Genomic DNA, 26902 nt, shown 5'->3' with positions numbered 1-26902 from the left:
TTTTCGTACAAAACCTAGCTACCACTAAGGCGCCCGCAAGTCTCCGTCAAACGATGCAACGTTCGTCGACTGGCTCGTAGCGGGCGTCCTTAAAAAACCTTCCGTTGCGGTAGCACTATTCCAGTCCACATAAGACTGAGGCTCTACCGCCAAAACCTCACCAACGACACTACCCGTTGCAAAGCGTAACGGTCCACGTACTCCTTCTTTATCTACATTGCGCCTCGCAAGACTCAAAATTACTAGTTTCTGAAAACAAGGTCGGAAGCCCTCTCCCATGATCATGCGCCAGCTGAATCATAGAAGAGAGGCCATGCACAATGCACTTTAAAATAAGTCTGCCGCTTCCTTATAGCAGCAAATTAACACAACGGCAGCATGTGCAATCGTCAAGCGCCGGTCGATTTACCCGAGGATGCCGCCCATCTAAAAAATCGGCCCAGCCACCAACGGCTGCGCGCTTCGCGAATTTCATCAATCTGCATGAATGTATAAGGGACAGACATATTTTTCTCCTGAATGCGGAGTATTCGCAAGCCTCGGATGACATGACGCCCAAAGAATATTGTAAAGAGGCTTGCACCTGCCATGATAAACATACTGACGAATCCTCCGGTTAATAGCCCTGCCCACTTTAGAAAAAGGCCAACAGCTAGAGTAGTTATACCACCTATCAGGGGAGTATTGTAATTCGTCGTGGGGTTGACCTTAACCTCCTGACGCGCCTGGACCCTATTGCCTTTATACTCAAAAGGCTGGAACACTGGCTTTGTGTTAACCACCCAAACATAGGACATAACAACCATTACAGCGGGAATCAACCCCACCAGAACGTTGTATACATCCACCTCAAACAAGACATCTGTAGCCAGGCCGTATGCAACCACACAAGCAGGCAATGTAAAGCTCACAACACATAACGCCCCTATCGACTGCATGCATAATACAAACCGCTCACAGACATAGACCGTATATAGCGTCCATAAGAAAAGCAAGCCCAACACAAAAAAGTACACATACCAGTTATTACCCAGCGCGACTGTACCAAAAGCCATAAATAAGGCAATCATAAAAAAGGCTGACCAACCGGCAGTCCTGATTAAGTCGGAATTAATCATTCTCCCCCCCCCCCTCAACGTTAACGAACGTCTCCATTATACAGTTCGCGCACGCAGCGCTTTGACAGTCACTATATCGTGATCCACTTAGTACGCGATGAACGCCTTGGTGAGGCTTGTACGCACCACCTAGGGATTGGGGAAGTGATGATTCATCGTGGCGCACGCATGACCCGCGATAAGGCGTGATCCCCGCGCGAATCGCGTCATCTGCAGTCGCCTGCAATCCAACGATACGTTCGGTGGGTAAGGCTATGGTCTGCCCTGCCAGGTCGATCATCACGGTGGTTGGCAAATCGCTCGGCATTACGCGATCAGACGTTGAGCTCATGGCATACACAATATGTACATCAAAGCGTTTTTGAATCAACGTCTGGGTGAGGCAACTGCAGCATGCCTCCAGACCGGCAACTGCCAGATCAGCGGCGAGCTTACCTGTGCGCCCCCAGCGGTTGAAGGCATTGTCAATGCTCTCCAAAAAGTGAACACCCAGCATGAGCGGAGACCGCGGGATGGTGCACTGGAACAGGCCGAAACACAAAGCTCCAGTGGCGATTGCAGGACTGTACGCAGCTCCAGACGTGCAGGCTGTCGGCGCACAGGTTGCGTTACACCTTGATACAAACTTGCATATGACAGAGCACAGGGCCTTGACTAAAGAAAAACGCATAAATATGCAGTAGAACCGCCGCGATTCAAGCGTGAACCCCGAAAATGCCATCATTTACTCGCTGCAAAATAATGGGGCTTTAGTTGGTACGCTGTGATTTACGTTTCTCTAAAACGCTGCAACCGGATGAATCGGTTCACCTTTTTAAGCTTTATTTGGAGCGTCAAAAAGGATCCAATAAAAGTCGCAAAGCCCTTGAAATTCAAGGTCTTCAGGCTATATGACGAACGACATCAAAACCTATAGTGGCATTGAAGCATCATTGCTTACTGTAACAAAAGCGAGAAAATATCCACCGTCTGTAGGAACTTTCCCACTAAAAGTACTGCCATAGACCACATTGCTGGCTATACGATTCCTATATGCCAGTACCGGATCCTCCTCTATCGTGGCAGCGCGTTTTGCAATTGAGGCATGGCGAGACCGCTTCGTGAGCAGGTGTGCAGTCGAGAAACTCGTAGCTTTTCCACGTACCCGGCCCGAGCCGGGGAACGGTCGTGAAGAGTTCAAGGACGATGTACCGATGACTCAGACGTTCGATATTGAAGCATTGATCAAGCTGCGCAAGCAGACGCGGGCCATTTCCGACGCGCTCAAGGCGCAGGCGTCCGACTATCTGTCGACCCTGGCCCTGTTGATCCGCCCGCAGACATTCTTCGGTGAATACCTGCAAGGCGCGCAGCGCAGCAGTGGCCGTGAGACTCAGCATCACTTCAAGGAGCTTAAAGAGCTCTACGACCGTATTGGCTCGTCGGAACCGTTCAAGCTCGTCAACGAACTGGAAGTACCGCTGAACCTCATTAGCACGACGCCCGAGCTGTTTCCGCTCGAATACGACATGGTGCTGTCACAAAGCGGACAGACCATCCGTATCACCAGTCCGGTTCGCTGGGTGGTGGGCTTCAATTCGTTCGATCTGGCGCAGTTTCGCAAAGTGATCAAGGACCCCAACCGCAGCAGCGCAGAGCTGTATCGCTATGTGGTGCATTACCTGGTCCTGTTCTACTGCCTCAGCAAGTCGCCGGGTATGAGTCGGCTGTTTGAAGGTCTGCGCTTCCCCGTCAGCTTCGAACGCTTGAAAGACTTCGGCGATTTGCCGTTTTGCGTGATCAGTTCACCCGTCCGCTCTGAATTACCTGACGAATCGGTGATCCGTAGCAGTACCCAGATTGCAGGTAATTCCAGTTTCGAAGAGTTGGTGGGGCAGGAAAATATTCTGGAAATGAACGATGAAATCCGTCAGCGCCTGTTGCTGACGATTGAAGGACTCTAATCGCGCCAGGCCTGTTCCAGGCCCGGTACGCAAACGACTTGCAGCGAGTTGCTCGCACAGGAGATGACGATGGCGAAGAAGGAAAGTACCCAGCACAAACTTGACCGCGTTCGCGCGCCTCGGGTCCATATCACCTATGACGTGGATATCGGTGATGCTCAGGAAAAGAAAGAGCTGCCATTCGTTGTAGGCGTTCTGGGCGACTTTTCCGGCAACCCTCTGGAGCCGCTACCCAAGCTCAAGGATCGCAAATTCATCTTCATCGACCGTGACAATTTCAATGGCGTGCTCAAGGGCATCAAGCCGCGTCTGGCTTACCGCGTCGACAACACGCTGGCCAAAAACGGTACCCAACTGGGCGTCGAGCTCAATTTCAACACCCTGGAAGACTTTGAGCCACAGAACGTGGTGCGTCAGGTCGAACCACTGCGCAAGTTACTGGAAGTGCGCAACAAGCTGGCTGATCTGCGCAACAAGATGGGTGGCAACGACAAACTGGAAGAGCTGCTGATGGACGTGTTGCAGAACACCGAGAAGCTCAAGACCCTGGGCAAGGAGTTCGGCCGCGAAGCCGCCGTTCCGGCCACTGACGCTAAAGAGTAAGGAGGAGCCTGACGATGAGTGACAAGCAAACAGCAACTCAGCAGGACAGCGCTCTGGTCGAAGTTGAAAACCTCGCCCCGCAATCCTCCCTGCTCGACAGTATCATTTCCGAAAGCCGTGTGGCTCGCTCCGAAACCGAGCGCACTCGTACCCGCGACCTGATCGGCGAACTGGTCGCCCAGGTACTCGAAGGCGAGATGACACCGAGCAAGGACCTGATCGCCGTGCTCGACGCGCGCATCGCTGAAATCGACTCGATGCTCTCCGAGCAGATGAACGAAATCATGCATGCCAGCGAATTCCAGGCACTCGAAGCCTCTTGGCGTGGCCTGAAGTATCAGGTCGACCAGACCGAGACCAGCACCACGCTGAAGATCCACCTGCTCAACGCTTCGAAGAAAGACCTGGTTCGCGATCTCAAGGCCTCGTCCGAATTCGATCAGAGCGCGCTGTTCAAGAAGATTTACGAAGAAGAGTACGGCACCTTTGGTGGTGCACCGTTCGGCATGTTGCTGGGTGACTACGAGTTCAACCGCAACCCGGAAGACATGTACCTGCTCGAAGAGATCTCCCACGTCGCAGCCGCAGCCCACGCGCCTTTCATTTCGGCGGCGTCACCTGAACTGTTCGGCTGGGACTCGTTCACCGACATGGCCGGCCCTCGCGATCTGGCGAAGATCTTCGATACCGTTGAATACGCCAAATGGAAGTCGTTCCGTGCCTCCGAAGACTCGCGCTATGTCGGTCTGACCCTGCCGCATGTGCTGGGCCGCCTGCCGTATGGCCCGGATACCACGCCGGTTGAAGAATTCAACTTCGTGGAAAGCGTCGATGGCCGTGACCACAACAAATACCTGTGGATGAACGCTGCCTACGCACTGGGCACCCGCGTTACCGACGCGTTCTCGCGTTATGGGTGGTGCGTGGCCATTCGTGGTGTTGAAGGCGGCGGTCTGGTGGAAGGCTTGCCGACTCACACCTTCAAGACTGATGACGGTGAAATCGCGCTCAAATGCCCGACTGAAATCGCCATCACCGACCGTCGCGAAAAAGAACTTTCGGATCTGGGTTTCATTCCGCTGGTTCACTGTAAAGGCACCGACTACGCCGCGTTCTTTGGTACCCAGTCGACGCAGAAGCAGAAGCAATACAACACCGATATTGCCAACGCCAACGCCCGTCTTTCTGCACAGTTGCAGTACATCTTCGCGACCTCGCGTATCGCCCACTACATGAAAGCGATCATGCGCGACAAGATCGGCAGCTTCGCGTCCCGCAAGGACGTTGAACTGTTCCTCAACAAGTGGCTGTCGAGCTACGTGTTGCTGGATGACACCGCCAGTCAGGAAGCCAAAGCCAAGTTCCCGTTGCGCGAAGCACGTGCCGAAGTGTTCGAAGTGCCAGGCAAACCGGGTGTCTACAAGGCCGTGACGTATCTGCGTCCGCACTACCAACTGGATGAACTGACGGCGTCGCTGCGTCTGGTCGCCGAACTGCCGCAATCGACTCGCGGCTGATCCACCACATAGCCAGGGAGGCAACATGAGTAGTCAACACAAGCTGTTGCCTTCTTTGCTGGATCGATTGCTGGACGATCGACCGCATCAGTCCATGGAAGCGTCATCGCAACGTCTTTGCTCGCTGGCCGATTACAAGGCCAGCATCGTCCGCGACCTGGAGATTCTGGTGAACACTCGCCAGTCTCTGGTCGCCGGCGAGTTGGAAGGTTTTGCCAATCTGGGCGGCACCATCCTGGACTATGGCATGCCCGACTTCACCAGCAGAAGCGTTCTCGACCCTCAGGACCGTCTCTTGATTCAGCGTCAGCTGGAGAAGGCGATTACCGTCGGAGACCGTCGCTTTCGCAGTGTGAAGGTACAGCTGCTTGCACAACAGACCGGCCAACGCATGCTGACATTTCGCGTAGACGCAGTACTGCGTCTGCAGGACATTTCGCGTCAGGTTTCCTTCGACGCGGTGCTGCAGGTCAACACTCAGGAATACAAAGTGCAGAACCTCAACTGATGCTCGATGATCTGCTCCCCTATTACGAGAAGGAACTCTCGCACCTGCGCTTTCTGGGCCAGGAGTTCGCCACTCAGTATCCGAAGATTGCTTCGCGGCTGCTGATTGAAGGTGACAATTGCGAGGACCCACACACCGAGCGACTGATCGAGGCGTTCTCGTTCCTGTCTGCGCGCGTGCACAAGAAACTCGATGACGAGTTTCCAGAAATAGTCGAATCGTTTCTTGAGGTGCTTTACCCCCATTACCTGCGCCCTACGCCATCGATGTCGATTGTCGAGTTCAACCTCGGCAAACAGGAAAAGGTAACCGAAGCCTATCGTGTCGCTCGACATACCGAGCTGCATGCGACGCCAATCGATGGTGTGGTGTGCAAATTTCGTACGTGCTATCCAGTCGAGTTATGGCCTATAGCGGTACAAAGCGCATCGTTCGTCGAAATGGAACGTTCAGCGTTCAACGGACACAGCGCCGATCTGATCGCGCGTCTGCGCATAGGCCTTGGCGCCACGTCAGACGTGATGTTCGGCAAGATGGAACTGGACAGCCTGCGTTTCTTTCTCGATGGCGAAAGCACGCTGATGCATCAGTTGTATGAGCTGCTGTTCAACAACGTGGCCAAGACGACGTTGTCGTTCGAAGACGAAGGCCGCGTCCGGGAAGTGGTGTTGCCGGCAGGATCACTCAAGTCTGTCGGCTATGGCCTGGACGAGGGTTTGGTGGATTATTCAGAGCGCTCGTTCCTGGGCTACCGCCTGCTGCACGAGTACTTCACGTTCCCCGACAAATTCATGTTCTTCGATCTCTCCGGCTTCGCGCGCATTCTGGCAGGCAAGGAAGTCAGCAAGGTAGAAATCAACTTCTACTTTTCCGACTACGACCTGACCGACCGTCTCGTGCGTCTGACTCAGAACATTGGCCGCAACAACTTCAAGCTCAACTGCACGCCGATCATCAATCTGTTCCGCCAGCAGGCCGAGCCGATCAAGCTGACGCATACTCAGCATGAATACGCGGTGACGCCGGATGTGCGCCTGCAGAGTTCTGCCGAAGTGGTGTCGATCGACCGTGTGCGTCGCGTGAAGAAAATCAACGGTGCCGATCAGGTGGGTACCTGTCATCCGTTTTTCGAACCCCGTGGCGACCAAGGCCCCGGGCAGAGTTTCTGGATAGCCCGACGCCGCCCTGTGCAAACGCGCCACAACGATGGCTCGAACATGTTCATCCGTGTCGTGGATCGCGATCTGGAACTGATCGACTCCAACAACGATACGCTGAGTATCCGCCTGACGTGCAGCAATCGCGACCTGCCCCTGATGTTGCCGTTTGGCGGCGAACGCGGCGACTTCACGATCCCGTCCAATTCGGTGGTCAAGGACATTCGCTGCCTGCGCAAACCGACGGCAACCGTTCGGGTACCGCTGGGCAACGGCGTCATCTGGCGTCTGATTTCACACCTTTCGCTCAACCACATGTCGCTGGTTTCGAAAGGCCGCGAAGTGCTGCTCGAGCTGCTGTCGCTTTACAACTACCGCAACGTCTCAGCCATTCGCAAACAGATCAACGGCATTGTGTCAGTCAGCAGCGAGCCAGTAGTGGCGCGTATCGGCCATCCGCGCCCGAACTTTGTACGCGGCGTCGGCATTACCTTGAAGTTCGATGAGAGCCAGTACACCGGCAGCGGCGTATTTCTGTTCGGCATGATGCTCGACCACTTCTTCGGTCAGTACTGTTCGTTGAACAGCTTTACCCAATTAACCCTTCGCACCTTGCAGCGCGAAAAGAGAGTGGTCCAATGGCCCCCGCGAACAGGCGATCAACCCCTGGTCTGATCGACCAGGCAAGGGCTGAGCCGCACCGATTCGAATTTTTCCAGTTGGTGCGATTGCTCCGCCTGCATTACAGCAGGAACGGCCGCATGGACCTGGAAACCAGGCCGCATGAGGACCCTCTGCGCTTTCGGTCTCAGTTGTCGCTCAACTTTCCCGCCAGTGAAGTCAGCGATCTGCAGTTCGAGCGCGAAGGCAAAGTATCGCCCGCAGGTCTACCGCTGTCCGAGGTGCAGGTCACGTTCATGGGCCTGGTCGGACCGTCCGGCGTACTGCCGCGTCCGTACACGGAGCTGTTGATCGACCGGCATATTCAATATCGGGACGACGCCGCGCATGCGTTTCTGGACATTTTTTCGCATCGCATGACCACACTGTTTTACGAAGCCTGGCAGAAGTACAAGTTCTACATCGAATACGAGCGCAACGGCACGTCGAACTTTGATCGTTACCTGCTCAACCTGGTGGGATTCGGTCCCGAGGCGCAGAAGCAAAAATTTGAAAAAGGCGGTTCACCGCTGCGCCGTGAACTGTTCAGCTATTTCTCGGGCATGTTTGCTCAAAAGCCACGCAACGGCCTGAACCTGGAAGTCATGCTGAGTTTTTATTTCTCGTTGCCTTTCAAGGTCAAGCCATTCGCCGGTCGCTGGTTAAAGCTCGACAGTTCCCAGTGTACTCAGCTCGGTCGCAAGAATGCTGTGCTGGGCAATAGCGCAGTGGCGGGCAATCGTGTGTGGGACTACCAGTCATGCGTGCGCATCGAATTAGGGCCGCTGGAGCTGGCCGACTACCAGCGCTTTCAGCCGGGCACCGTGGATTACCAAAAGCTTATTGAACTGGTGCGCTTCTACGTGGGTGCAGAACTGGACTTCCAGATTGCCCCCACGCTCAAGCGCGAAGCTGTACCTGCGGCTCGTCTGGGTCGCCAAGGCAATGTTTCTCTGGGCTGGCTTGGCTGGCTCAAACGTCCCGGTGTCGACGTGGAGCCCTCACGTTGCGCCCTTTTCCAAATTCCTTTTGATGGGGTCTCCCTGTGAACCTGAAGTCCCTGTTTGCCAAGCTCAACGAAACCAGCCGTACTGCGACTGAAAGCGCCGCTGCACTGTGCCTGTCGGAGAATCATTACGATGTTGAAGTCGAGCACTTGCTTCTGCAATTGCTGGACAACAACGACAACGACCTGCCGGTGATCCTGCGTCACTACGACGTCGTGCCCGATCGCCTGCAAGCGCAGCTCGTGACGTCACTGGGAACGTTCAAGAAAGGCAACACACGTACGCCAGCCTTGTCTCCGCACATCACCCGCATGATCGAACAGGCCTGGGTGCTGGCGTCCATCGAATTTGGTCAGGCGCAAATCCGCACCGGGCACCTGATTCAGGCATTGCTGGACGACGATGCTCTGCGTCGCGTCGTGATCGGCTCGGCTCCGGAACTGGAAAAGATCAACGCTGACGACCTGCGCCTGAACCTGAGCGCACTGGTTGAAGGTAGCCCCGAGACAAAACTGAGCAAGCCGCTGGCGAGCGCTGACGCCAGCACAGGTGCAACCACCAAGGGCAATGGCAAGACGCCGGCGCTTGATCAATACACCGTCAACCTGACACAGAGCGCACGTGAAGGTCGTATCGATCCGGTGCTGGGGCGCGAGTTTGAAGTGCGGCAGATGGTCGATATCCTGACCCGTCGCCGTCAGAATAACCCGATCCTCACCGGCGAAGCGGGCGTGGGTAAGACTGCCGTCGTTGAAGGTCTGGCGCTGCGCATCGTTCAGGGCGACGTGCCGTCGGTACTCAAGGACGTGGCGATCCACACGCTGGACCTGGGCCTGTTGCAGGCCGGTGCGGGCGTCAAAGGCGAATTCGAAAATCGCCTTAAATCCGTCATCGAAGAAACCAAACGCAGCCTGCACCCGATCATCCTGTTTATCGACGAAGCGCACACCCTTATCGGATCGGGCGGTCAGGCCGGACAGAACGATGCTGCCAACCTGCTCAAGCCAGCGCTGGCCCGTGGCGAGCTGCGCACTATCGCTGCCACCACTTGGGCGGAGTACAAGAAGTACTTCGAGAAAGACGCCGCCCTGGCGCGTCGTTTCCAGGTCGTGAAAGTCGAAGAGCCGGACGAAGACAAGGCGATCCACATGCTTCGCGGCCTGCTGGCGAAGATGCAGGAACACCACAAGGTCACAGTAATGGATGAAGCGCTGGTACAAGCCGTGCGCCTGTCCAACCGCTACATCACGGGTCGCCAGTTGCCGGACAAGGCTGTCAGCGTACTGGACACAGCCTGCGCACGCGTTGCTCTAGGCCAGTCTGCCCAGCCAGGCGCGCTGGAAGACTGCAAGCGTCAGATCGATAACCTTCAGGCTGAAATCAAAGTGCTGGAGCAGGAAGCCGCGAAGGGCAGCGACCACGCCCGTCGTCTTGCGACCCTGAACGAAGAACTGCAAGCCGAGCAACAGACCCGCGAATCCCTGGAGCAACAGTGGAAACGTGAGCTGGAGCTGGTCGAGAAGCTCGGCGCGCTGAGCACCGATACCCCGAATGCTGACGAGATCTCCGCCGTGCGCGCCGAGCTGAGCACTGTTCAGGGCGAACAACCGCTGGTTCATGCTCTGGTGGATGGCGGCACCATTGGTGAAGTGATTTCGGGCTGGACCGGTATTCCGCTCGGCAAGATGCTGCGCGACGAAATCGATACGGTACAAAGCCTGCCCGCTCTGCTGGGTGAGCGTGTACTGGGGCAGGATCATGCGCTGGAAGAAATCGGCAAACGCATCAAGATTTCCCGGGCCCGCATGGAAGATCCGAACAAGCCGATTGGTGTTTTCCTGCTGCTCGGCCCGAGTGGCGTCGGCAAGACTGAAACCGCTCTGGCTCTGGCTGACACGCTGTATGGCGGTGAACGTAATGTCATCACCATCAATATGTCCGAATATCAGGAAGCGCACACGGTCTCCAGCCTCAAAGGCTCGCCACCGGGCTATGTCGGTTACGGCGAAGGCGGTGTCCTGACCGAAGCGGTTCGACGCAAGCCTTACAGCGTCGTGCTGCTCGACGAGGTGGAAAAAGCCCACCCGGACGTACTCGAACTGTTTTTCCAGGTCTTCGATAAAGGCGTTCTGGACGATGGCGAAGGTCGCGAGATCAATTTCCGCAATACCGTGATCATTCTGACTTCCAACACTGGTACTGACCGCATCATGCAATGGTGCCTGAACGCTGAGCAGAAGCCGACGCCCGATGACATCGTGGAAGGGCTGCGTGACGAACTGAATCAGGTATTCAAGCCTGCCTTCCTCGGCCGCCTGACCATCGTGCCGTACTACCCGGTTCAGGACGAGATTCTGGAACGCATCGTCGGCTTGAAGCTGGAGCGTATTCGTAAACGTTTCGAACGCAATCACCAGGCCGTTCTGCGTTACGACGAAGCGCTGGTCAAGGCGATTGCCTCGCGCTGCACGGAAGTCGACAGCGGCGCGCGCAACATCGACAACATTCTGTCCAAGACCCTCATGCCGGAACTCGCTCAGCGCGTCCTGGAGCGAATGGCGCAGGACAAACCGATCCAGAGCCTGACCATCGAGCTGGGAAGCGACGGCGATTTCGCCTACAGCCTGATGTAATCGATCACCCATAGGTAGCAAGTCATGAGTAATAGACTTCAAGGCATTCGTTCCTCGAAGCAAGCCCTGGCACAGTGTCTGACTGTTCTGGCAATGATGATGGCGCTGTCCGCGTGCGGCGTGACCGACCGTGTCGCCAAGCGCATGGACGACACCTGGGCGGGCGACATGATGTTCGGCGACAACGAAAAGGTGATCCTGACATCCGACGGGGGCAATTCGCTCAACCCGGACGAGTCGGGCAAGCCGCTTTCGGTGGTCGTGCGCGTCTATCAACTGTCGTCGCTTGAGCGCTTCGAGTCGATCAATGCCGACACCCTTTGGGACGACCCACAGAAGGCGCTGGGCAATACGCTGGTTGAAAGTCGTGAACTCATCCTGCTGCCAGGCATGGGACAGACCGATCAATGGCCATTGAACCCAGGTGCCTCCTACGTGGGTATTGCAGCGTTCTTCCGAACCGATCAGGACAGTCGCTGGAAAGTGGCCTTTGACGCCAATTCGCTTCGCAAGGACGGCATCTGGTTCTCGTCCGACGGCGTACGCGTGCTGGTGGATAACAACTACATCCTCGCCGTGCGTGGCGTGGACGTGTTGAACAAGCTCAAGACTGAAGAGCAGTTCGCCAAGTCCAACTCGCTGCCGACACGACCCGCACAGCCAGAAACGCCGGTACAACCTGCGCAGGCGGCCAAACCGGCTCAGCCCGCTGGCAAGAGCCTGACCGAGCGTGTTCAGGATTCCGCCATCGAGAAAACCGGAGACGCTGTCGGCAACTCTGCGCAAAAGGCGATGGACTCAACATTCAATTCTCTGTTGGAAGGCGCCAAATGAGTAAGCAAAGCCGAGTGATGTGGTCGGAAGGCATGTTCCTTTTGCCGCAGCATTTCCAATATCAGGATGAATTTCACCAGCATCAACTCGCCGAGTCGACGTTGCGCAGTACCCCGTTTCACTGGGGCGTGCAGACCCTCCAAGTCGACGAAGAGGCGCTGGCGACAGGCTCTCTGCAACTGAAACGCCTGAAGCTGGTATTCCCCGACGGCAGCCTGTATGACGCTCCGCAGCACGACCCGCTGCCAGCCGCTCGCGACTTGAAGAACCTGCTCAAAGGTAATGAACTCAAGGTGTACGCAGCGCTGAAACTGCCCGAGCCTTTCGGCCTGAACTACGTAGAAGACGGTCAGGAACAGAAGAGCGCACGTCGCTTTCGCAAGCAGTTCGATACGCTGCCAGACCTCAACGAAGGTGATCTGGAAAACGAAATCACCAGCCTGCGCCTGAACGTCGTGATGCTGATCGACGGCGACAATCTGGACGGTTACAGCTACTGCCCGATTGCACGCCTCACGCGCAACAACATCGGCGGCTTCAACCTTGATGCCCATTTCGTACACCCGACGCTGCATGTCGGCACACACGACACGCTGATTGGTCTGGGCAAGCGCTTGCTTGGCGTGCTGCAGGCCAAGAGCAAGGCTCTTTCCGGACGTCGCCGTGAACGTGCCGACCAGATCGCCGAATTTGGCTCAAGTGATGTCACGCTGTTCTGGCTGTTGAATACAGTGAACCGCGCGTACCCCAATCTGGCGCATTTGCTCGCGCACCCGCGCCTGCATCCAGAGCGGCTGTACCTGTTTCTTGCGGAACTCGCCGGTGGCCTGCTGACATTCTCGCTGGATACGCAGCTTCACGACATTCCTGAATACGATCATCACGACCCGGCCGCGTCACTGGTAAAGCTGGACGAGATGATTCGGGTTCTGCTGGATAACGTGATCCCGAACCAGTGCATCATCATCAATCTCTCGCAGACCAAGCCGTCGTACTGGCAGGGACAATTGCTGGATCCGCGCCTGACAGAAGCCGACTTTTACATTTCGGTCCATGCGGACATGCCAGGTTCCAGCCTGCTGGAGCTGGTGCCGCGTGCATTCAAGGTCGGCTCGCCAGAAGACATCGAGGTGGTGGTCAACAGCGCCATGCCGGGCGTCACGCTGAATCACTCGACTCGTCTGCCCAATGCCATTCCCGTTCGCCTGGACAACCACTATTTCTCCATAGAACCCCATGGGCGAGTCTACGAACGAATGATGGAAGCTCAGGCTATCTCCTTCTATGCGCCAAGCGCCTTTACCAATCTGAAGCTTGAACTGATGGCGGTACTCAAATGACTGAAGCCGTAATGCAAGGTGCCGCTGCGGCTGCAACCGAAAAACCCACACTCAAAGAGTTGGTCCAAGACTTCATCAGCATGGCACTGATAGTGCGTCGTGGCCGTCAGGTCACTTCGGTGGATGCATTCGAAGCCAGCGTCGAAACGTTCTTCGCCACATTGGAGCGTGAAGGTCGCAGCGCCAACTACAGCGTTGAACAGGTCAAGGACACTCAGTACGCGCTGTGTGCCTTTCTCGATGAAAGCGTACTGCGTTCGGGTGACAACGATCTGCGTCGTCATTTCGAACTACAGCCTTTGCAATTCCGCTATTTCGGCGTTCATCTGGCAGGCGAAGGCTTCTTCGAGAAGATCGACTCTCTGCGCGCAGACGTGAAAAAGAATCTCGATGTGCTTGAGGTTTACCACCTGTGCCTGGCGTTGGGTTTCGAAGGCAAGTACGGGCTGGGGCAGAAAGATCAGTTGCGCTATCTGGCCAATACGCTGGGCCAGGACATCGCCCGGCATCGTAAAACGCCAAAGGCGCTTTCGCCTGACTGGGCGTTGCCCGACCAGGTTTCGCAGATGCTTCGCCATGAAGTTCCTGTCTGGCTTTATCTGGTGCTCATTGCAATCGTCTGCCTGGGTGTCTACTTGACCCTTGACTGGTTGCTGGGCAAGGACGTGGCCGCGTTGGCCGAACAAATCAGCCAACTGTTCAATGCTTGAGTCCAGATCAGGTAACCGAGTCAGGAAGACATGAAGACATTACTGCGCCTGTTAAAAAGTTTCTGGTTCCTCGTTCCGGTCTTGTGGCTGGCGAGCCTGGCCGTCTGCTGGTTTGTCGCACCTCGCGTCAGCTGGCTACGCGATTACACGCTTGAAGCGATGGCAATCATCAGTGCCTTCTATCTGTTGTTGATCGTGTTGCGTCAGTACAAGCGGATTCGCACCGAGCACAATCTTGAGAATCTGGTCCAGATCGAGGTTGACCGGTCGCTGAAATCGACAGGCGAGTTCCGCGACCAGCAAGTGCTGCGTGAGCGCCTCAAGCACGCGATTGCCATGCTGCGCACCGATCGCTCGGCCGGTGGCGGTGGTTCGTCCGCACTTTACGATCTGCCCTGGTATCTGGTCATCGGTATGTCCGCCGCAGGCAAGACCTCGCTGCTGACCCGTTCGGGCCTGTCTGCGAGCATTGCCAGCAGCGCCAACGAACATCAAAGCGGCACCCAGCACTGCGACTGGTACTTCAGCCCTGAAGCCGTAATGATCGATACAGCTGGCCGTTACCTGCGTGACGATCAGTCAGCCAGTGAGTTCGCCGGTTTCCTGCGCATGCTGAAAAAGCAGCGCAGCAAAGCCGCAGTGAACGGTCTGGTTCTAGTGGTCAGTCTGCCAGAGCTGCTGGCGTCAAGCGCTTCCGAGCGTAACGACCTTGCTGCTCGACTGGTGTCGCGCATCGAGGAGTACACCGAATGCCTGGACGCCAACCCGCCTATCTACCTGATGCTGAGCAAGACCGACCAACTACCGGGCTTCAGTCAGGCATTCGAGGGCCTTGACCTGCATGAACGTCAGCAGCCGCTGGGCATGACGTTCGGTCTGTCGGAGATCCGCAGCGAAGGTCTGCGCAGCGTACTCGACAGCAAGCTCGAGAACCTGCAGGGCCATGTCCGTCGTTATGTCGACGCCCAGATCATAGCGCTGGGTGCGGACGCCAACAGCGCCCTGCTGAACTTCCCCAACTACTTCGCCGAGCTGTCGGTAGTACTGGAACAGTTCCTCCAGCACTTCGCCCGCAGCAATCACAACGGCGCACAGCTCCTGTTGCGTGGCTTGTATTTCACCAGCGCGCTTCAGACTGACAAGCAACTGGCTCATGTCTACGAGGACAGCCTTGCGGATTCTTTCGCCCTGCGACCAGAGCCTGAGACCGATCCCTCGACGCGTAGCGACAACATCAAAACCGGTGAGCGCAGTTACTTCATCACCGACACATTCCGACGCGTCATCTTTCCGGATCGCGACCTGACGCTCTATCAATCACGCTTTGGTCGTGACAGATCGATTGGGCCGATCATTATCGCAGTAGCCCTGTTCATCGGACTCGCGTTCATCGGACTGCAAGCCTTGTCATTCCAGAACAATCGCGAATGGCTGGCGTCGCTCAGCACACAGTTGACCGAGCTCAAGCAGTCACCTGACCGTGCGCAGCGTCTTTCTTCCGGCGAAGGTCTGGAGTTGTTGCGCAATCAGCTGGCAGCCATCGAAAAGTACCGTACCAAAGGCGTTCCGTTGCAACTGAGCGGTGGTCTGTACCGGGGAGATGATATCTACCTCGCGACCCAGAACGCCTACTTGCAACAGTTGCGGACCCAGGCGCTTGAACCGATCACGATGAAGCTGCAATTGCAGATGCGCGAGTTCAACGAGTTCGCCAAAACCATGGACCCGCAGTATGGATTTGGTGCAACGCCGGCTCGCCCTGACGGCAAAACCGGCAAGGCGCGTGCTCAAGGCAAAAAACTGCTGGATCGTACGACTCAGAATATTGCCGCAGGTCGCCCTACCAGTTTGGGAAGCATCCCGCGCAGCACAAGTGATGTCACCGGACGCTTGACCGGCGCAGCCCGAGGCACGGCCAATCAGACGCGTACCGACGCCATCGCGGCGTTGCGCAACCCCGCGACCGCCAACGACGCCGCTGAATTGTCGGCCACCACCGGCGGCCTGTCGCTATCGGAGGAAATGCTGGGACGACTGGATGAGCGGCAAGTTGAATCCATCATCGAGTCATATAACGCCCTCAAGCTCTATCTGATTCTGACCCAGCCATCTGCGCACCCGGAAACCGAGTTCGTCGATGTAGCGTTGCCAGTGGCCTGGTCAGGCATGGCCAATCAGGCGAATCCAATAAGCGAAGACGTGATTCAGGACAACTCACCGGTTTACGTACAACTGCTCAAGAACGGACAGGCACCTGCCTTGCCGCGCAACGAACAGTTGATCGATGAAACCAGAAAGAGTCTGAAATTTTTTATGATCTCCAGCTCGCTGGTGGATCGTGAGTACCTGCGTCTTCAGCTGGAGTCCAGCCGTCAATTCCCAGCCATCGGCCTTAACGATCTGGTGCCGATGCCGGGTCGCCAGTTGCTATACGGTTCGGAAGCGGTGCCCGCGATCTTCACCCGCCAAGGTTGGGAAGAGTTCGTGAAGCCCGAGTTGATCAAGATGGTATCCGGCAACCTGCGGAACGAGACCGACTGGGTGCTTGATGGCGAGGGCGGCGACAGCGTCGTACAAAAAGCAAACTTCGTCCGCGAGTTCATGGCGCGCTACAAGCGTGACTACACACAAGCCTGGTACACGATGGTGGACAGCGTAGGCGTTCGTCGCTTCACCGACATGGCCAACGCCACACAACAATTGTCATTGCTCAGCGATGTGCGTAACTCCCCGGTAAAACTGCTGTTGTCTGCGGTCAACGACAACACTCAGTGGGACGTACCCGCCCCGCGCGAAGCGCAGCAGGTCGGCGTCAAACGCGATGACGGTTTCTGGGGCAAGGTCAGCGGCATCTTTGACAACAAGGAGGCGGCGGCCAGCGTTCTGATTTCGCCGCTGCCTGCGGTCGATGACGGTAGCCTTGCCAAGCGTTTCGAGCCGGTATCGCGTGTCTTCGCTGCGCAAAACGCCGAGGGCGCCGACAGCACCATCATGGACCGTTACCTGGCTGCGCTGCGAAAGCTCAAAGTACGGATGAACAACATCCAGCGCTCTCAGGATGTTGGCAAGAGCAGCAAGCAACTGATCAGCGAAACGCTCGAAGGTCAGCCAAGCGAAGTCACCAGTGTGCGCAACTATGTCGAAACCACGGTCGACACCAGCCAGGGCGGTCTGTCTAACTCTCTGCAAAGTCTGTTCAGCCTTCCGATTCAGTTCGCTTGGGAAACCCTGCGAGATCCGGCTGGCGAGCAGATCGCCAAAGCTTGGGCCCAACAAGTCGCCAAGCCCTGGGAACAGGTCATGGCTCACCGCTACCCAATTTCAGCTGACAGCCGCAATGAAGCTTCGGTCAAGGATCTGCAACGTTTCGTGGACCCTGAATCCGGGCTGCTGCCGAACTTCAAGCGAAACGAAATCGGCAACCTGTCCGGTGGCGAAGGCCTGGGCATGAGCAGCGATGCCAAGGCCGCTCCGTTGGTCAATCCAAAAATGGTCAGCAACATCGACAAGGCCAGCTCGCTGGGCGAAGTCATTGCCAGTCTGTCGGACAAGGACAATGGTTTCGAGATCATGCTGGAGCCGTCGGCTAATTTCACTGACATCCTCTTCACCCTTGATGGTCAGGAACAGCACTACCGAAACGGCAGGACCAGTTGGAACCGCTTCTCATGGCCAGGCACCACCACTGCACCGGGCGCGCGTCTGGATGTGGTTACGCTGACCGGCGAGCGCATTACCGTGTTCGACTATACCGGTCGTTGGGGTCTGCTGCGCATGAACGACAGCGCACGCGTCAGCGACCTTGATGGCATCCAGCAGCGTTTCAGCTGGAATACCGCCAAAGGACAGGTCAGCCTCGTGGTTCGCAACTACGGCGGCGTCAAGCTGACTGATCTTGCGAACGTGAAGGCGCTTAGCGCGCTGAATGCAACTGACGGGCGGACCAAGTGAACATTTACAAGGCGCAAAGGGGGCGCGGACGATGATCGGCTGCTTCGGAAAAGTGCCTGCCAGCCCGGATTTCGTCAGCCTGCATGGCGCCAGTGATGACGTATGCGAGTTCGACGCCTGGCTGCAGGGGGCGCTCGTTTCCATGCAACAAAGCGATGACTGGCGCACGCTGTTCGACCGCTTGCCGGTGTGCTTCTTCAGCTACCGTGCACGCAGTGGAAACTGGCTGGTCGGCGGCTTGATCAGCTCCAGGGACTCCAGCGCGCGACGTTATCCGTTTTTCATCTTTCAAACGGTTAAGTCCAGCGACGCCGGGCTATTCGTGAACCCATTCACACTCAGCGAACTGTTCTGCGCCCAGATTAAACCTTTGCTGCATATGGCGGCCCAAGGGGAGTCCACAGCGGTTGTCTTCGAGCGCATAAGAGCGCTGAGACCGTTGCAAAGTCAGGACTTCGAACTGTTCCGACGTGTGCACGAAAAGTTTCTGGTGAACTTCACGTTACGCGACATTGCAAGATCGCTTGAAAGCTCCTACCCGGAATTCATTGCCAACGCCGTACTGACACGATTGCAAGCGCTGGGCCGTCCCATGTACCACCAGGCACCTATTGGTATTTCGCTGCCATTGCCCGCCGAACGGGGTTTGAAAAATCCGACCGCCGATCTATGGGTCAGTTGGTTGACGCGCATGGCTACAGATCATGCTGTGCCACACATCTGCATTCTGGCGGATGACTTCATGCGTCCCAGACTGTTCTGCTTTCCGTCGCGCAACACCACCGGGGTATACCGCGTAGTGACAGGTACTGGCGACCGATCGGAAAACTATGACGTGCTGGAGCCCTTCGAGGCGTTCGACGAACACCATCGGGGCCACGTGTTTGCGGACATGGACCGACCTCTTTATGACGTTATCGACCGTTTTGTCGATGTGCTGGATTTGAAGTCCGTATGAATAAAATCAAATACTACTTTCTGCGTTACCAGCCCTACATTCTCGGGGTGTTCTTCTTCCTGACGATTTTCATCGTCTGGAGCATTGGTCGCGCCCTCGATTTCAGTTCGTTGAACAGCCTGCTGACCGGTATCGGTGTGTTCCTGTTGTTGTCAGCAGGTTATGTACTCCTCATGTATCGGGGCGTTTCACAGCATCACAATCTGGAAGGTCTACTGCGCGAAGACGCCGATCAGGCCGTGCTCAACGCAAGCCCGGCCGACCGTGAGGAAATCAGCCTGCTACGCGAGCGCCTGCTGCAAAGCATTGAGCGTCTGAACAGCAACAAGCCGCGTGGCACCAACGCCAAGGACGCGCTCTACGCTTTGCCGTGGTATCTGGTGGTTGGGCAGCCAGCAGCGGGCAAGAGCACCATGCTCTATCAGTCCGGGCTCAACTTTCCTTATGCAGAACGCGAAGGCGCCCGAGTCTCCGGACTGGGAGGAACGCGCAACTGCGACTGGTTCTTCAGCTCCGAAGCCGTACTGCTGGATACCGCTGGCCGGTACATGAACGACCAGGAAGAAGCAGGAAAATGGCGTGCGTTCCTACAGTTGCTGCGTCAGCACCGTCAGCGTCGTCCGCTCAACGGATTGATCGTGACCGTCAGCATCCACGACATTCTGCAATCGTCTGTCGAAGATCAGGAGCGTATAGCCAAACGCCTGCGTGAGCGCATTCAGGAGACCCATTCGCTGTTGGAAGTACGACTGCCTGTCTACCTGGTCTTTACAAAATGCGACCTGGTGCCGGGCTTTGCACCTTTCTATCGCCAGCTGGACGACGCTTCACGTGGCGAAGTGATGGGCAAAACCTTTTCCCACAAAGGCTATGAAAAAGCCGACTGGGGTCAGCGCTTTGGCGTGGCAATGGATGAACTGATCAGTTACTGGAAACAGGTCGCCGGTTATCAATTGGTGACTCAGGACATCCAGATCACTCGTCAGGACAACGCGGTGTATCGCTTCCCGCTGGAACTTGAAGCCCTGAAACCGCGCTTGAGCCTGTTCGTTGACGCGCTGCTGCGCGCCAACCCGTATCAGAATGCAGAACTGTTACGCGGTTTCTACTTCACCAGCGCACTGGACGCCGACCAGCCGGAAATGGGCGGGCATGCACGCCATGTCACAGAGCGTTTCCTGCTGGAAAGCGAGCAGGATGTGGCCAACGGCAATGCACAGCCGCATCCGTTGTTCATCAATAGCCTGTTCCGCAAAGTGATTATCCCGGACCAGCACCTGGTGGCGTTGTACACCACCAATCACCGTGAACGCCGCCGCAAGGCCGCATGGATTGGCGGCGCCAGCGCCGTTGCCGTGCTGCTGTGCAGTCTGTGGGGCTGGTCGTACTGGAACAACAAGGACAATATTCACACGATCTCGACCGAGCTTGCACAAGCAGCTGTCGACGACAGTAAGGCAACCGGTCAGTACACCGAATGGCAGACGCTGGATCGCATGCGGTTCTGGACATCGCTGTATTACGGGCGACACCACGACGAAGGAGTGCCTCTGCGCCTGCGTCTAGGCCTTTATCAGGGTTATGAAGTCGAGCCACTGTTGCGTACGCGGTACTTCAACCGCCTGGAAAGCGTGATGCTCAAGCCAACCGCTGATAACCTCACGCGCTCCTTGTATCTGTTAACCACCATCAAGGTGTATCAGCGCAACGCCAAAGACCTGATGCCGGTGACCGGCGTGGACAGTGTCGAGCCAAAAGCACTGCCGCCCGACAACCGTGCGCAATCGATCGCCAATTTCGGCAAAGCTACGCTGGACACCTACGTCATGCTGTCGCGCTCACAACGTGAGAAAGCAGACCCTGCGTTCCTGAAGGCGAAAATGCCTGATTACTGGTATCCCGCCATCGCGCGTCAGACCGGCAGGAACCTCTCGTCAAGCGGCGACGCTGGGGTGAATCAGGATTACGAGTACGCCAGTCGGCAGATCAACTTCTACAGCGATCAAATTCATGAGTTGGACGTACCACGCATTCTCGACAATGCATTCCTGACGTCCAGTTCGCGTAACTACATCAATAGCCTGCTGACTCAATCGTTGAAAGCCATCGAGACCATCACCCTGGAGTCGGACACCCTATTCGCCTTCGGCCGTGCCGACTTCCAGAGCCTGAAAACCGAAGGTCAGAACCAGTTGAGCGCAATCGCCGGTAAGCTGCTGAACACACCCAACATCGGCAAGATCATCATTGCCGGTCACGCCGACCAACTGGGCGACCCGCAAAGCAACATGCAGGTGTCCAAGCAACGGGCACAAACCATCAAGACCTATCTGGTCGGCAAGGGCGTACCTGCCGAACTGGTCGATGCCGTTGGCGAAGGCAGCGAGAAGCCACTGGTCAAGTGCGACATGCAGCAGCCCAGGGCTCAATTGATTCAGTGTCTTGAGCCGAACAGGCGTGTGGAGATCGAAGTACGGGCGCTCAACTGACGCCAGTACTTAAAGCAAACCGAAGCCTGGGTCATCGTTTTGCGGGGCCGGGGCCGTGGTAAGAAAACCTTTCTTGATTGTTTCAGGAAGGTTAATCAGAGGGTCGTGATCTGTTACAGACGCTACGACCTTAAATGAAGAAAGGAGAAGCAGAAAATGGCATTTGACGCGTACATCCAAATCGACGGCATTCCAGGTGAAGTTCTGGACGACAAGCACAAGGACTGGATCGAAGTGCTCGGCTATGAGTACGGCGCTACCCAGGCCACCTCCGCTACCGCCAGTTCCTCGGGCGGTGCTTCGTCCGAGCGTGTTGCTCTGAGCGACTTCAGCATCCGCAAGGCCGTCGACAAGGCTTCTGCCAAGCTGTTCGAAGCGTGCTGCAAAGGCACTCACATCGCCAAGATCCAGCTGAACGTTAACCGTGCAGGCGGCGACAAGCTGACCTACCTGACCATCAACCTGGAAGAAGTTGTCGTGTCTTCCGTGAAGGCTGTTGCAGGTGGTCTCCAGACTGGCGAAGACAATGCCGTCAGCGATCTGCCGATTGAAGAAATCAGCTTCAACTTCGCACGCATCAAGACAACCTACACCCAGCAGAGCCGCTCCGATGGCCAGGGTGGCGGTAACGTCACTGGCGGCTGGGACCGCACTGCGAACAAAGTTTTCGCATAAAACGGTGTCACTTCGGGTCGCGCATGCGACCCGTCTTCAACACCGTGTCTGCCCGGACACGGTGTCTTTTATTCCTGATCAGAGTTGACTATGTCTGAATTTCTCAACGACCTTTCGCTTGCCGATCTGACGGCACCCATCAACGGGGGAAGTGGCGAAGACCTGAGCTTTTCCACCCTGTTCGATCAGGTCAAGGAAGCTCGGCGAGCAGACCCCGATTACCTCACCCAAGGTGACTGGCAGACCGACCTCAAGTCTTCGGACTGGGAGCTGACCATTACCTTGGCTGCGCAAGGCCTTGCTCAACAGAGCAAGGACCTGATGCTTGTCGCTTGGCTCGGTGAAGCTCTGGCGCACAAGTACCATTTTGTAGGGATTACCTTCGGCATGACGTTAGCGGAGCGGATCCTGCAAAATTTCTGGGACGACTTGTTTCCGTCCCTCGAGGACGGTGTCGAAGAGCGCGCCGCCCGCCTCGCCTGGCTGAAAACCTCGCTGACCGAAGTGGTGGGCGGCCTGCCAATCACTCAAGGGCAAAACTTCGGGCTTCTGCGCTACGACGAGTCCCGCCATGTGGAAAACCTGGCGTTACAAAACCCCAAAGCCATGCAGGCAGCCGTTGACGAAGGCAAGATCAACGCCGAGATCTTCCAACGCTCCGTGGTGCTGACCGATACGGATCACTTGCGTCTCAAGTCTACGGAAATCGCCGCGAGCCTCTACGCCTGTCAGCAGCTCCAGGCCACCTGCGATAACCTTTTCGGACGTGATGCTCCAAGCTTCGCAACCCTGAGTGATGTGCTGCAGCGCGGTGGGCAGTTGACCGAAAAGCTGCTCAAGGATCGCGGCATCGAACTGAACCCTGCTCCGCCCGCCCAGGCCGAAGCCGCGCCTGCAACTGCCGCCGACCAACATGCAGGTGTTGTGATGACCCAGACCAGCCAGGACACTACGTCCGCACCACTGCGCACGACTCCGGCAACACGCGACGAAGCCTTCACCATGCTCGCCAGCGTCGCACAGTTCTTCAAGAACACCGAACCACAAAGCCCTGTGCCCTACCTGATCGAACGCGCCATCAAGTGGGGCAACATGCCGCTGGAAGGCTGGCTGAACGATGTGATCAAGGACAGCAATGTCGTTGACAGCATTCGGGATGTGTTGGGGACGAAGGAGCCGAAGCAGTAAAAAATAAAGAAAAGTGTGATGTGAAAAATTTAGCTTGGCTCGAAATAGTAGCTTTTTTTCAGCACACGAACAGGCAGTGAGAAAAGGACATCATCCAGCTAGCGATGACCGTAGCGTAGAATTTGAAATATTTAAAAAGATAAAAAACAACTAACAAAATTGTCGAACCAGCATGGAGCCAACATTCTTAATGGAATACACATGCGTCCAATTATAGTCATTAACGATCCTACTTCCGATGCAGGTCGGGTTCTCGAGGGGTCAAGCAGTACTTTTATCAACGGCTTGGCGGTAGCACGAGTAGGCGACCTAGTGTCATGCCCTCACGGAATAGGAAAGATCGTTAGCGGTGATGAAACATTACTCGTCGATGGACGTCCCGTCGCACGGGACGGCGACTATGTTTCCTGCGGAGCACGATTAATGGCCACGCAGTCAGACACGCTTGATATCTGACACAACAAATATAAACGGCATTATTTACCGCGTACAGGAAGTTCGGGCATGACTACATCTTCGATTACGACCCCAATAGCAACTCGAAAAGGAATGTCGTGCAATATAAACCTACCTTGGTTCGTACAGGGTACCGAGTACTGTCCGACAGACGCTACCTTCGAGCCTCTCGTAAACGGCGAACGTGCATTTGGCGCTTTGTATGACTCTGTTATGGCAGCCAAAAACAGCATTGAAATGATTTGTTGGGGTTTTCAGCCATCTATGTATTTCAAGCGAGGAGGTACGAGTTCGCTGACTATCGGTCAGCTTCTTGCACTGAAGGCTGAAGAGGGCGTAAAAGTACGTATACTTTGCTGGTCTGACAGTCTGCACGTTACGGCTGCATTTGCAGAAAACATGACACCTGGTCGAAATCTGGCATCTTGGAAAAGTGATCTTCGCAACGATTTTCAACGCACTATTGACTGGGAGTGGTATCGAAGAGCCACTAAGTCTACGCTTGGGACACGCTCAGTGCTGGCCGAACCCAAAAGCACTCTTCTCGCCACAGCGTTTAGCCTTGGCAAGGAAGCATTAAAAAATATCGAGTTTGTTCCGCGAGATATGGGTTTGGTAGACAGGATTGAAATTGCATGGCAAGTCGCGATTAGAAGTGCAGACGCTAATAGATCAACTTGGAACAAAGCCATCACAGCAGCCTCGATGGCCGCCGTTCCCACACATCATCAAAAAATGGTACTGATAGATTGTGAAACACCGGCCAGCGCAATAGGTTTTGTGATGGGCCACAATACACTGGATGCTTACTGGGATAAGGACGACCATAGTGCCGTTCGAATGGATGCACACCTGGGGCGAAATGGTGCAACACCGCGGCAAGACATCTCCAGCCGTGTAACTGGGCCGATACTTGAGTACCTTAACCACAACTTCGCACAAGCTTGGCTCCGTGAAACAGGCGTGGATCTTCTGACGCCTAGAAAGGCTATTGCAGATAAACTTAAAACCCGTAGCGGTTACGGTCCGAAAATGATGGCCCAAGTCCTGAGAACCCAACCTCAGGAAAACAAACGTGACATCCGGGATCTTTATCTGAAAGCCGCTGGTAACGTAACAAAATTTATGTACTTAGAAAACCAATATTTCCGATGGCCACCATTGGCGGAGAAGATAAAGGAAAACGTTCAACGTCAATTTGCTGAAGGATGAAGCCTGAGCAAGCATGGCCCGATTTATCTTTTTGTAGTGACCAACTCTTCAGAAGAGGGGATGGGTGATGGCACTATAAATACTTATCGCATGCTGAAGCAATTGGGACGCCCTGATGTGATACCAGTTGTTTCACGACAAGAGCGCAATAGAGCATTAGAGGCCGAGGTAGCACGTGCAAAAGAGCGTTACGATACGGCCAAAGGTAAAATAACTATTATCGAAGGAACCTATGGAAGCTCTTTTAATCCAGCAATGAGTAAACTCTGGGAGCCGCAAAGAAAGGCAGCCACTCAAGCAGAAGCGGAATACAGGGCGCTGAAAGCAAAACTGCCAGCTGAGAGCGCAAAAGCCGTAAATATGGAATCGATCAACGGCCTAAAAGTTTTAGTCTGCACCTTGGTTGCACCCGACTCCCCACCTGAAAGCTGGATGGATGTTTATATACACAGCAAGTTAGCGATCATTGATGACGTTTTCACTACGCTAGGCTCAAGCAATATTAACACGCGAAGCATGGAAGTTGACAGCGAGCTAAATATATGCGTTGAAGAGCCCGCGATTACAAAACCTTTGCGCAAGCACCTGTGGGGCATACATACGAACCAACAGGGTAACGGGGAAGACATTGGGAAAGCATTCGACATCTGGACAGAGACCGCCGTTTACAATGCAGCGCTTCGGCTAAAATCGAAGGACAGAGCACGCCCGACCGCTTCGCTGACAGAGTTTAGAAGGGACAGTCCCTCAAGAACGTACAAGGATTAAAATGCCCTTTAGAAAAATTTTAATATGCATCTTATGCTCTGCACTTTGGTCATGCGATAAGGACGACACATTGGACATATCAGAGAGCCAAATGGCTCACATACTAGACAAGCTTGCATTCTCTTGCACCCAAGAGATGAGCCATTTGCCAAATGTAAGCCCTGACGCCCAAGGATTGTATAATTACGCAAGAATGCTGCAATCAGATGAGGGAGTGAAAGACCATCTTAAGATTGAACGTTATTATCGACTTGCCTACGCAGCGGGCAGCTATAAAGCGGCAAGCAATCTACATACACTTATTTTTCAAGGCAACATCCAAAGTGATGACCCAGAGAACGAAGTTATTGATATTGTCGAGAGCATGATTGCACAAGGGATTCCAGGCGGCTATTACGACATGGGGCACTACCTAGAGATAGGTTACGGCGTTAAGCAAGACACAAGCAGGGCTAATTCTTATTTCCGCAGAGCTGCAGATCTAGGCAACCCTGACGCACAGCTCTACGTATCCAAGCTCTTAGAACAGGCTAGGGCTGATGAAAAACTGGTTATCGACATGCGTCGTTGCGCAATGGATCAAGGAAATGCCCAAGCAGCATTCAACTACGGTGTTTATGTAAAGACAAGAGGAAATTATCCAGAAGCCATTCAAGCCTTTCAAAAAGGTGTTCGTTACGGAAGTCTTAACAGTGCGGGTTTCTTAAGAGGCGGATTTTCTTCAACAGATCCTACACAAGAACAATATTACTTTGCACTACCCGCAGACGCCGAACGCACCGCGCGCTATGACAGAATTAGCACTTTCTTGAGAATCTATGAGCATTTAGGCGCAAACATACCAGACATTGAAAATATTGTTCCTTTGCCGCCCGCAAAGCTCCCAGAGTGGGACGGCGCATTCGAGTGGCAAAAACAGAGAGATTCCGCTCCGCCAGTGAAAATACCTTCGGAAGAAATGATTCGAAAACTTAGTAACGAGAAAGGGCTCAATCCGGCCACAGGCAGATACTTGGTAAAAACCAAAAAACAGCCTTAAATTTAAACTTTAGCCATTGACAATTATCGTCGGCGAAGCTTTCTAAAGGAAGTGACATGGTAATCGAGCGACTTATGGCAGGCATTATTGCAGTGGGCTTTGGGTGCATAGCTATCATGCTAGGTTTTGTACGAAA

General features: G+C 55.1%; 18 protein-coding genes and 1 pseudogene. 18 read left to right on the top strand and 1 reads right to left on the bottom strand.

Annotated features, from left to right (window positions below; genetic code table 11):
- Positions 1 to 389 precede the first annotated feature (389 nt).
- Positions 390 to 1118 carry a hypothetical protein gene (locus BZK31_RS30205; protein ID WP_083186202.1) on the bottom strand — a complete coding sequence of 243 codons (729 nt, stop codon included), beginning with the start codon at positions 1116 to 1118 and terminating at the stop codon, positions 390 to 392.
- A gap of 1193 nt (positions 1119 to 2311) precedes the next feature.
- Here BZK31_RS30205 and BZK31_RS26580 point away from each other — a divergent pair.
- The 18 genes and pseudogenes from BZK31_RS26580 to BZK31_RS26495 all read left to right on the top strand — a co-directional run bounded on the left by BZK31_RS26580 (position 2312) and on the right by BZK31_RS26495 (position 26766).
- Complete coding sequence (locus tag BZK31_RS26580; RefSeq protein ID WP_083186200.1) at positions 2312 to 3061, top strand: hypothetical protein; 750 nt, start codon at positions 2312 to 2314, stop codon at positions 3059 to 3061.
- 69 nt (positions 3062 to 3130) lie between these two features.
- Positions 3131 to 3664: a type VI secretion system contractile sheath small subunit gene (tssB, locus tag BZK31_RS26575; RefSeq protein WP_043303959.1), complete on the top strand. Its 534-nt coding sequence runs from the start codon at positions 3131 to 3133 to the stop codon at positions 3662 to 3664.
- A 14-nt stretch (positions 3665 to 3678) separates the two neighbouring features.
- The gene (gene tssC / locus BZK31_RS26570; protein WP_083186199.1) at positions 3679 to 5181 is read left to right on the top strand and encodes a type VI secretion system contractile sheath large subunit; all 1503 of its coding nucleotides are present in this window, start codon (positions 3679 to 3681) and stop codon (positions 5179 to 5181) included.
- A gap of 25 nt (positions 5182 to 5206) precedes the next feature.
- Complete coding sequence (tssE, locus tag BZK31_RS26565; RefSeq protein WP_043303961.1) at positions 5207 to 5689, top strand: type VI secretion system baseplate subunit TssE; 483 nt, start codon at positions 5207 to 5209, stop codon at positions 5687 to 5689.
- Positions 5689 to 7521, top strand: coding sequence for a type VI secretion system baseplate subunit TssF (tssF, locus tag BZK31_RS26560; protein ID WP_083186198.1), 1833 nt, complete (start codon positions 5689 to 5691; stop codon positions 7519 to 7521). The genes tssE and tssF overlap by 1 nt, the downstream gene beginning before the upstream one ends.
- Positions 7485 to 8555 carry a type VI secretion system baseplate subunit TssG gene (gene tssG, locus BZK31_RS26555; protein ID WP_083186197.1) on the top strand — a complete coding sequence of 357 codons (1071 nt, stop codon included), beginning with the start codon at positions 7485 to 7487 and terminating at the stop codon, positions 8553 to 8555. The genes tssF and tssG overlap by 37 nt, the downstream gene beginning before the upstream one ends.
- Complete coding sequence (gene tssH / locus BZK31_RS26550; protein WP_083186196.1) at positions 8552 to 11146, top strand: type VI secretion system ATPase TssH; 2595 nt, start codon at positions 8552 to 8554, stop codon at positions 11144 to 11146. The genes tssG and tssH overlap by 4 nt, the downstream gene beginning before the upstream one ends.
- A gap of 24 nt (positions 11147 to 11170) precedes the next feature.
- On the top strand, positions 11171 to 11980 hold the full coding sequence (tssJ, locus tag BZK31_RS26545; RefSeq protein WP_083186195.1) for a type VI secretion system lipoprotein TssJ: 810 nt from the start codon (positions 11171 to 11173) through the stop codon (positions 11978 to 11980).
- Positions 11977 to 13320: a type VI secretion system baseplate subunit TssK gene (gene tssK, locus BZK31_RS26540; protein WP_083186194.1), complete on the top strand. Its 1344-nt coding sequence runs from the start codon at positions 11977 to 11979 to the stop codon at positions 13318 to 13320. The genes tssJ and tssK overlap by 4 nt, the downstream gene beginning before the upstream one ends.
- A complete protein-coding gene (icmH, locus tag BZK31_RS26535) occupies positions 13317 to 14030 on the top strand; it encodes a type IVB secretion system protein IcmH/DotU (RefSeq protein ID WP_083186193.1) in 714 nt (237 codons plus the stop codon). Before tssK ends, icmH begins: the two co-directional genes overlap by 4 nt.
- Before the next feature lie 30 nt (positions 14031 to 14060).
- On the top strand, positions 14061 to 17981 hold the full coding sequence (locus BZK31_RS26530) for a type VI secretion protein IcmF/TssM N-terminal domain-containing protein (protein ID WP_083186192.1): 3921 nt from the start codon (positions 14061 to 14063) through the stop codon (positions 17979 to 17981).
- A gap of 31 nt (positions 17982 to 18012) precedes the next feature.
- Positions 18013 to 18939 carry a type VI secretion system-associated protein TagF gene (tagF, locus tag BZK31_RS26525; protein WP_083186191.1) on the top strand — a complete coding sequence of 309 codons (927 nt, stop codon included), beginning with the start codon at positions 18013 to 18015 and terminating at the stop codon, positions 18937 to 18939.
- Positions 18936 to 21428, top strand: a complete 2493-nt coding sequence (gene tssM, locus BZK31_RS26520) for a type VI secretion system membrane subunit TssM (protein ID WP_083186190.1) — start codon at positions 18936 to 18938, stop codon at positions 21426 to 21428. The genes tagF and tssM overlap by 4 nt, the downstream gene beginning before the upstream one ends.
- Before the next feature lie 156 nt (positions 21429 to 21584).
- On the top strand, positions 21585 to 22103 hold the full coding sequence (locus tag BZK31_RS26515; protein ID WP_043303973.1) for an Hcp family type VI secretion system effector: 519 nt from the start codon (positions 21585 to 21587) through the stop codon (positions 22101 to 22103).
- A gap of 90 nt (positions 22104 to 22193) precedes the next feature.
- Positions 22194 to 23291, top strand: coding sequence for a type VI secretion system protein TssA (tssA, locus tag BZK31_RS26510; RefSeq protein WP_083186189.1), 1098 nt, complete (start codon positions 22194 to 22196; stop codon positions 23289 to 23291).
- 201 nt (positions 23292 to 23492) lie between these two features.
- Positions 23493 to 23747, top strand: coding sequence for a PAAR domain-containing protein (locus tag BZK31_RS26505; protein WP_083186188.1), 255 nt, complete (start codon positions 23493 to 23495; stop codon positions 23745 to 23747).
- A gap of 48 nt (positions 23748 to 23795) precedes the next feature.
- Positions 23796 to 25727: pseudogene (locus BZK31_RS26500) on the top strand (phospholipase D-like domain-containing protein).
- A gap of 1 nt (position 25728) precedes the next feature.
- Complete coding sequence (locus tag BZK31_RS26495) at positions 25729 to 26766, top strand: SEL1-like repeat protein (RefSeq protein WP_083186187.1); 1038 nt, start codon at positions 25729 to 25731, stop codon at positions 26764 to 26766.
- The last annotated feature ends 136 nt before the right edge of the window (positions 26767 to 26902 follow it).

The organism is Pseudomonas floridensis (genome assembly GCF_002087235.1).
GTDB lineage: Bacteria > Pseudomonadota > Gammaproteobacteria > Pseudomonadales > Pseudomonadaceae > Aquipseudomonas > Aquipseudomonas floridensis.
The sequence above is the reverse complement of the archived record's forward strand: the minus strand, read 5'-3'. Positions and strand labels throughout refer to the sequence as shown.

What these genes read in the sequence shown, in the direction of transcription:
- BZK31_RS26495 (WP_083186187.1), top strand. Translation starts at nt 25,729, where the DNA reads ATGCCCTTTAGAAAAATTTTAATATGCATCTTATGCTCTGCACTTTGG.
- tssE (WP_043303961.1), top strand. Translation starts at nt 5,207, where the DNA reads ATGAGTAGTCAACACAAGCTGTTGCCTTCTTTGCTGGATCGATTGCTG.
- BZK31_RS26505 (WP_083186188.1), top strand. Translation starts at nt 23,493, where the DNA reads ATGCGTCCAATTATAGTCATTAACGATCCTACTTCCGATGCAGGTCGG.
- tssB (WP_043303959.1), top strand. Translation starts at nt 3,131, where the DNA reads ATGGCGAAGAAGGAAAGTACCCAGCACAAACTTGACCGCGTTCGCGCG.
- tssG (WP_083186197.1), top strand. Translation starts at nt 7,485, where the DNA reads ATGGCCCCCGCGAACAGGCGATCAACCCCTGGTCTGATCGACCAGGCA.
- icmH (WP_083186193.1), top strand. Translation starts at nt 13,317, where the DNA reads ATGACTGAAGCCGTAATGCAAGGTGCCGCTGCGGCTGCAACCGAAAAA.
- BZK31_RS30205 (WP_083186202.1), bottom strand. Translation starts at nt 1,118, where the DNA reads ATGATTAATTCCGACTTAATCAGGACTGCCGGTTGGTCAGCCTTTTTT.
- BZK31_RS26515 (WP_043303973.1), top strand. Translation starts at nt 21,585, where the DNA reads ATGGCATTTGACGCGTACATCCAAATCGACGGCATTCCAGGTGAAGTT.
- tssJ (WP_083186195.1), top strand. Translation starts at nt 11,171, where the DNA reads ATGAGTAATAGACTTCAAGGCATTCGTTCCTCGAAGCAAGCCCTGGCA.
- tagF (WP_083186191.1), top strand. Translation starts at nt 18,013, where the DNA reads ATGATCGGCTGCTTCGGAAAAGTGCCTGCCAGCCCGGATTTCGTCAGC.
- tssF (WP_083186198.1), top strand. Translation starts at nt 5,689, where the DNA reads ATGCTCGATGATCTGCTCCCCTATTACGAGAAGGAACTCTCGCACCTG.
- tssC (WP_083186199.1), top strand. Translation starts at nt 3,679, where the DNA reads ATGAGTGACAAGCAAACAGCAACTCAGCAGGACAGCGCTCTGGTCGAA.
- BZK31_RS26530 (WP_083186192.1), top strand. Translation starts at nt 14,061, where the DNA reads ATGAAGACATTACTGCGCCTGTTAAAAAGTTTCTGGTTCCTCGTTCCG.
- tssM (WP_083186190.1), top strand. Translation starts at nt 18,936, where the DNA reads ATGAATAAAATCAAATACTACTTTCTGCGTTACCAGCCCTACATTCTC.
- tssK (WP_083186194.1), top strand. Translation starts at nt 11,977, where the DNA reads ATGAGTAAGCAAAGCCGAGTGATGTGGTCGGAAGGCATGTTCCTTTTG.
- tssA (WP_083186189.1), top strand. Translation starts at nt 22,194, where the DNA reads ATGTCTGAATTTCTCAACGACCTTTCGCTTGCCGATCTGACGGCACCC.
- BZK31_RS26580 (WP_083186200.1), top strand. Translation starts at nt 2,312, where the DNA reads ATGACTCAGACGTTCGATATTGAAGCATTGATCAAGCTGCGCAAGCAG.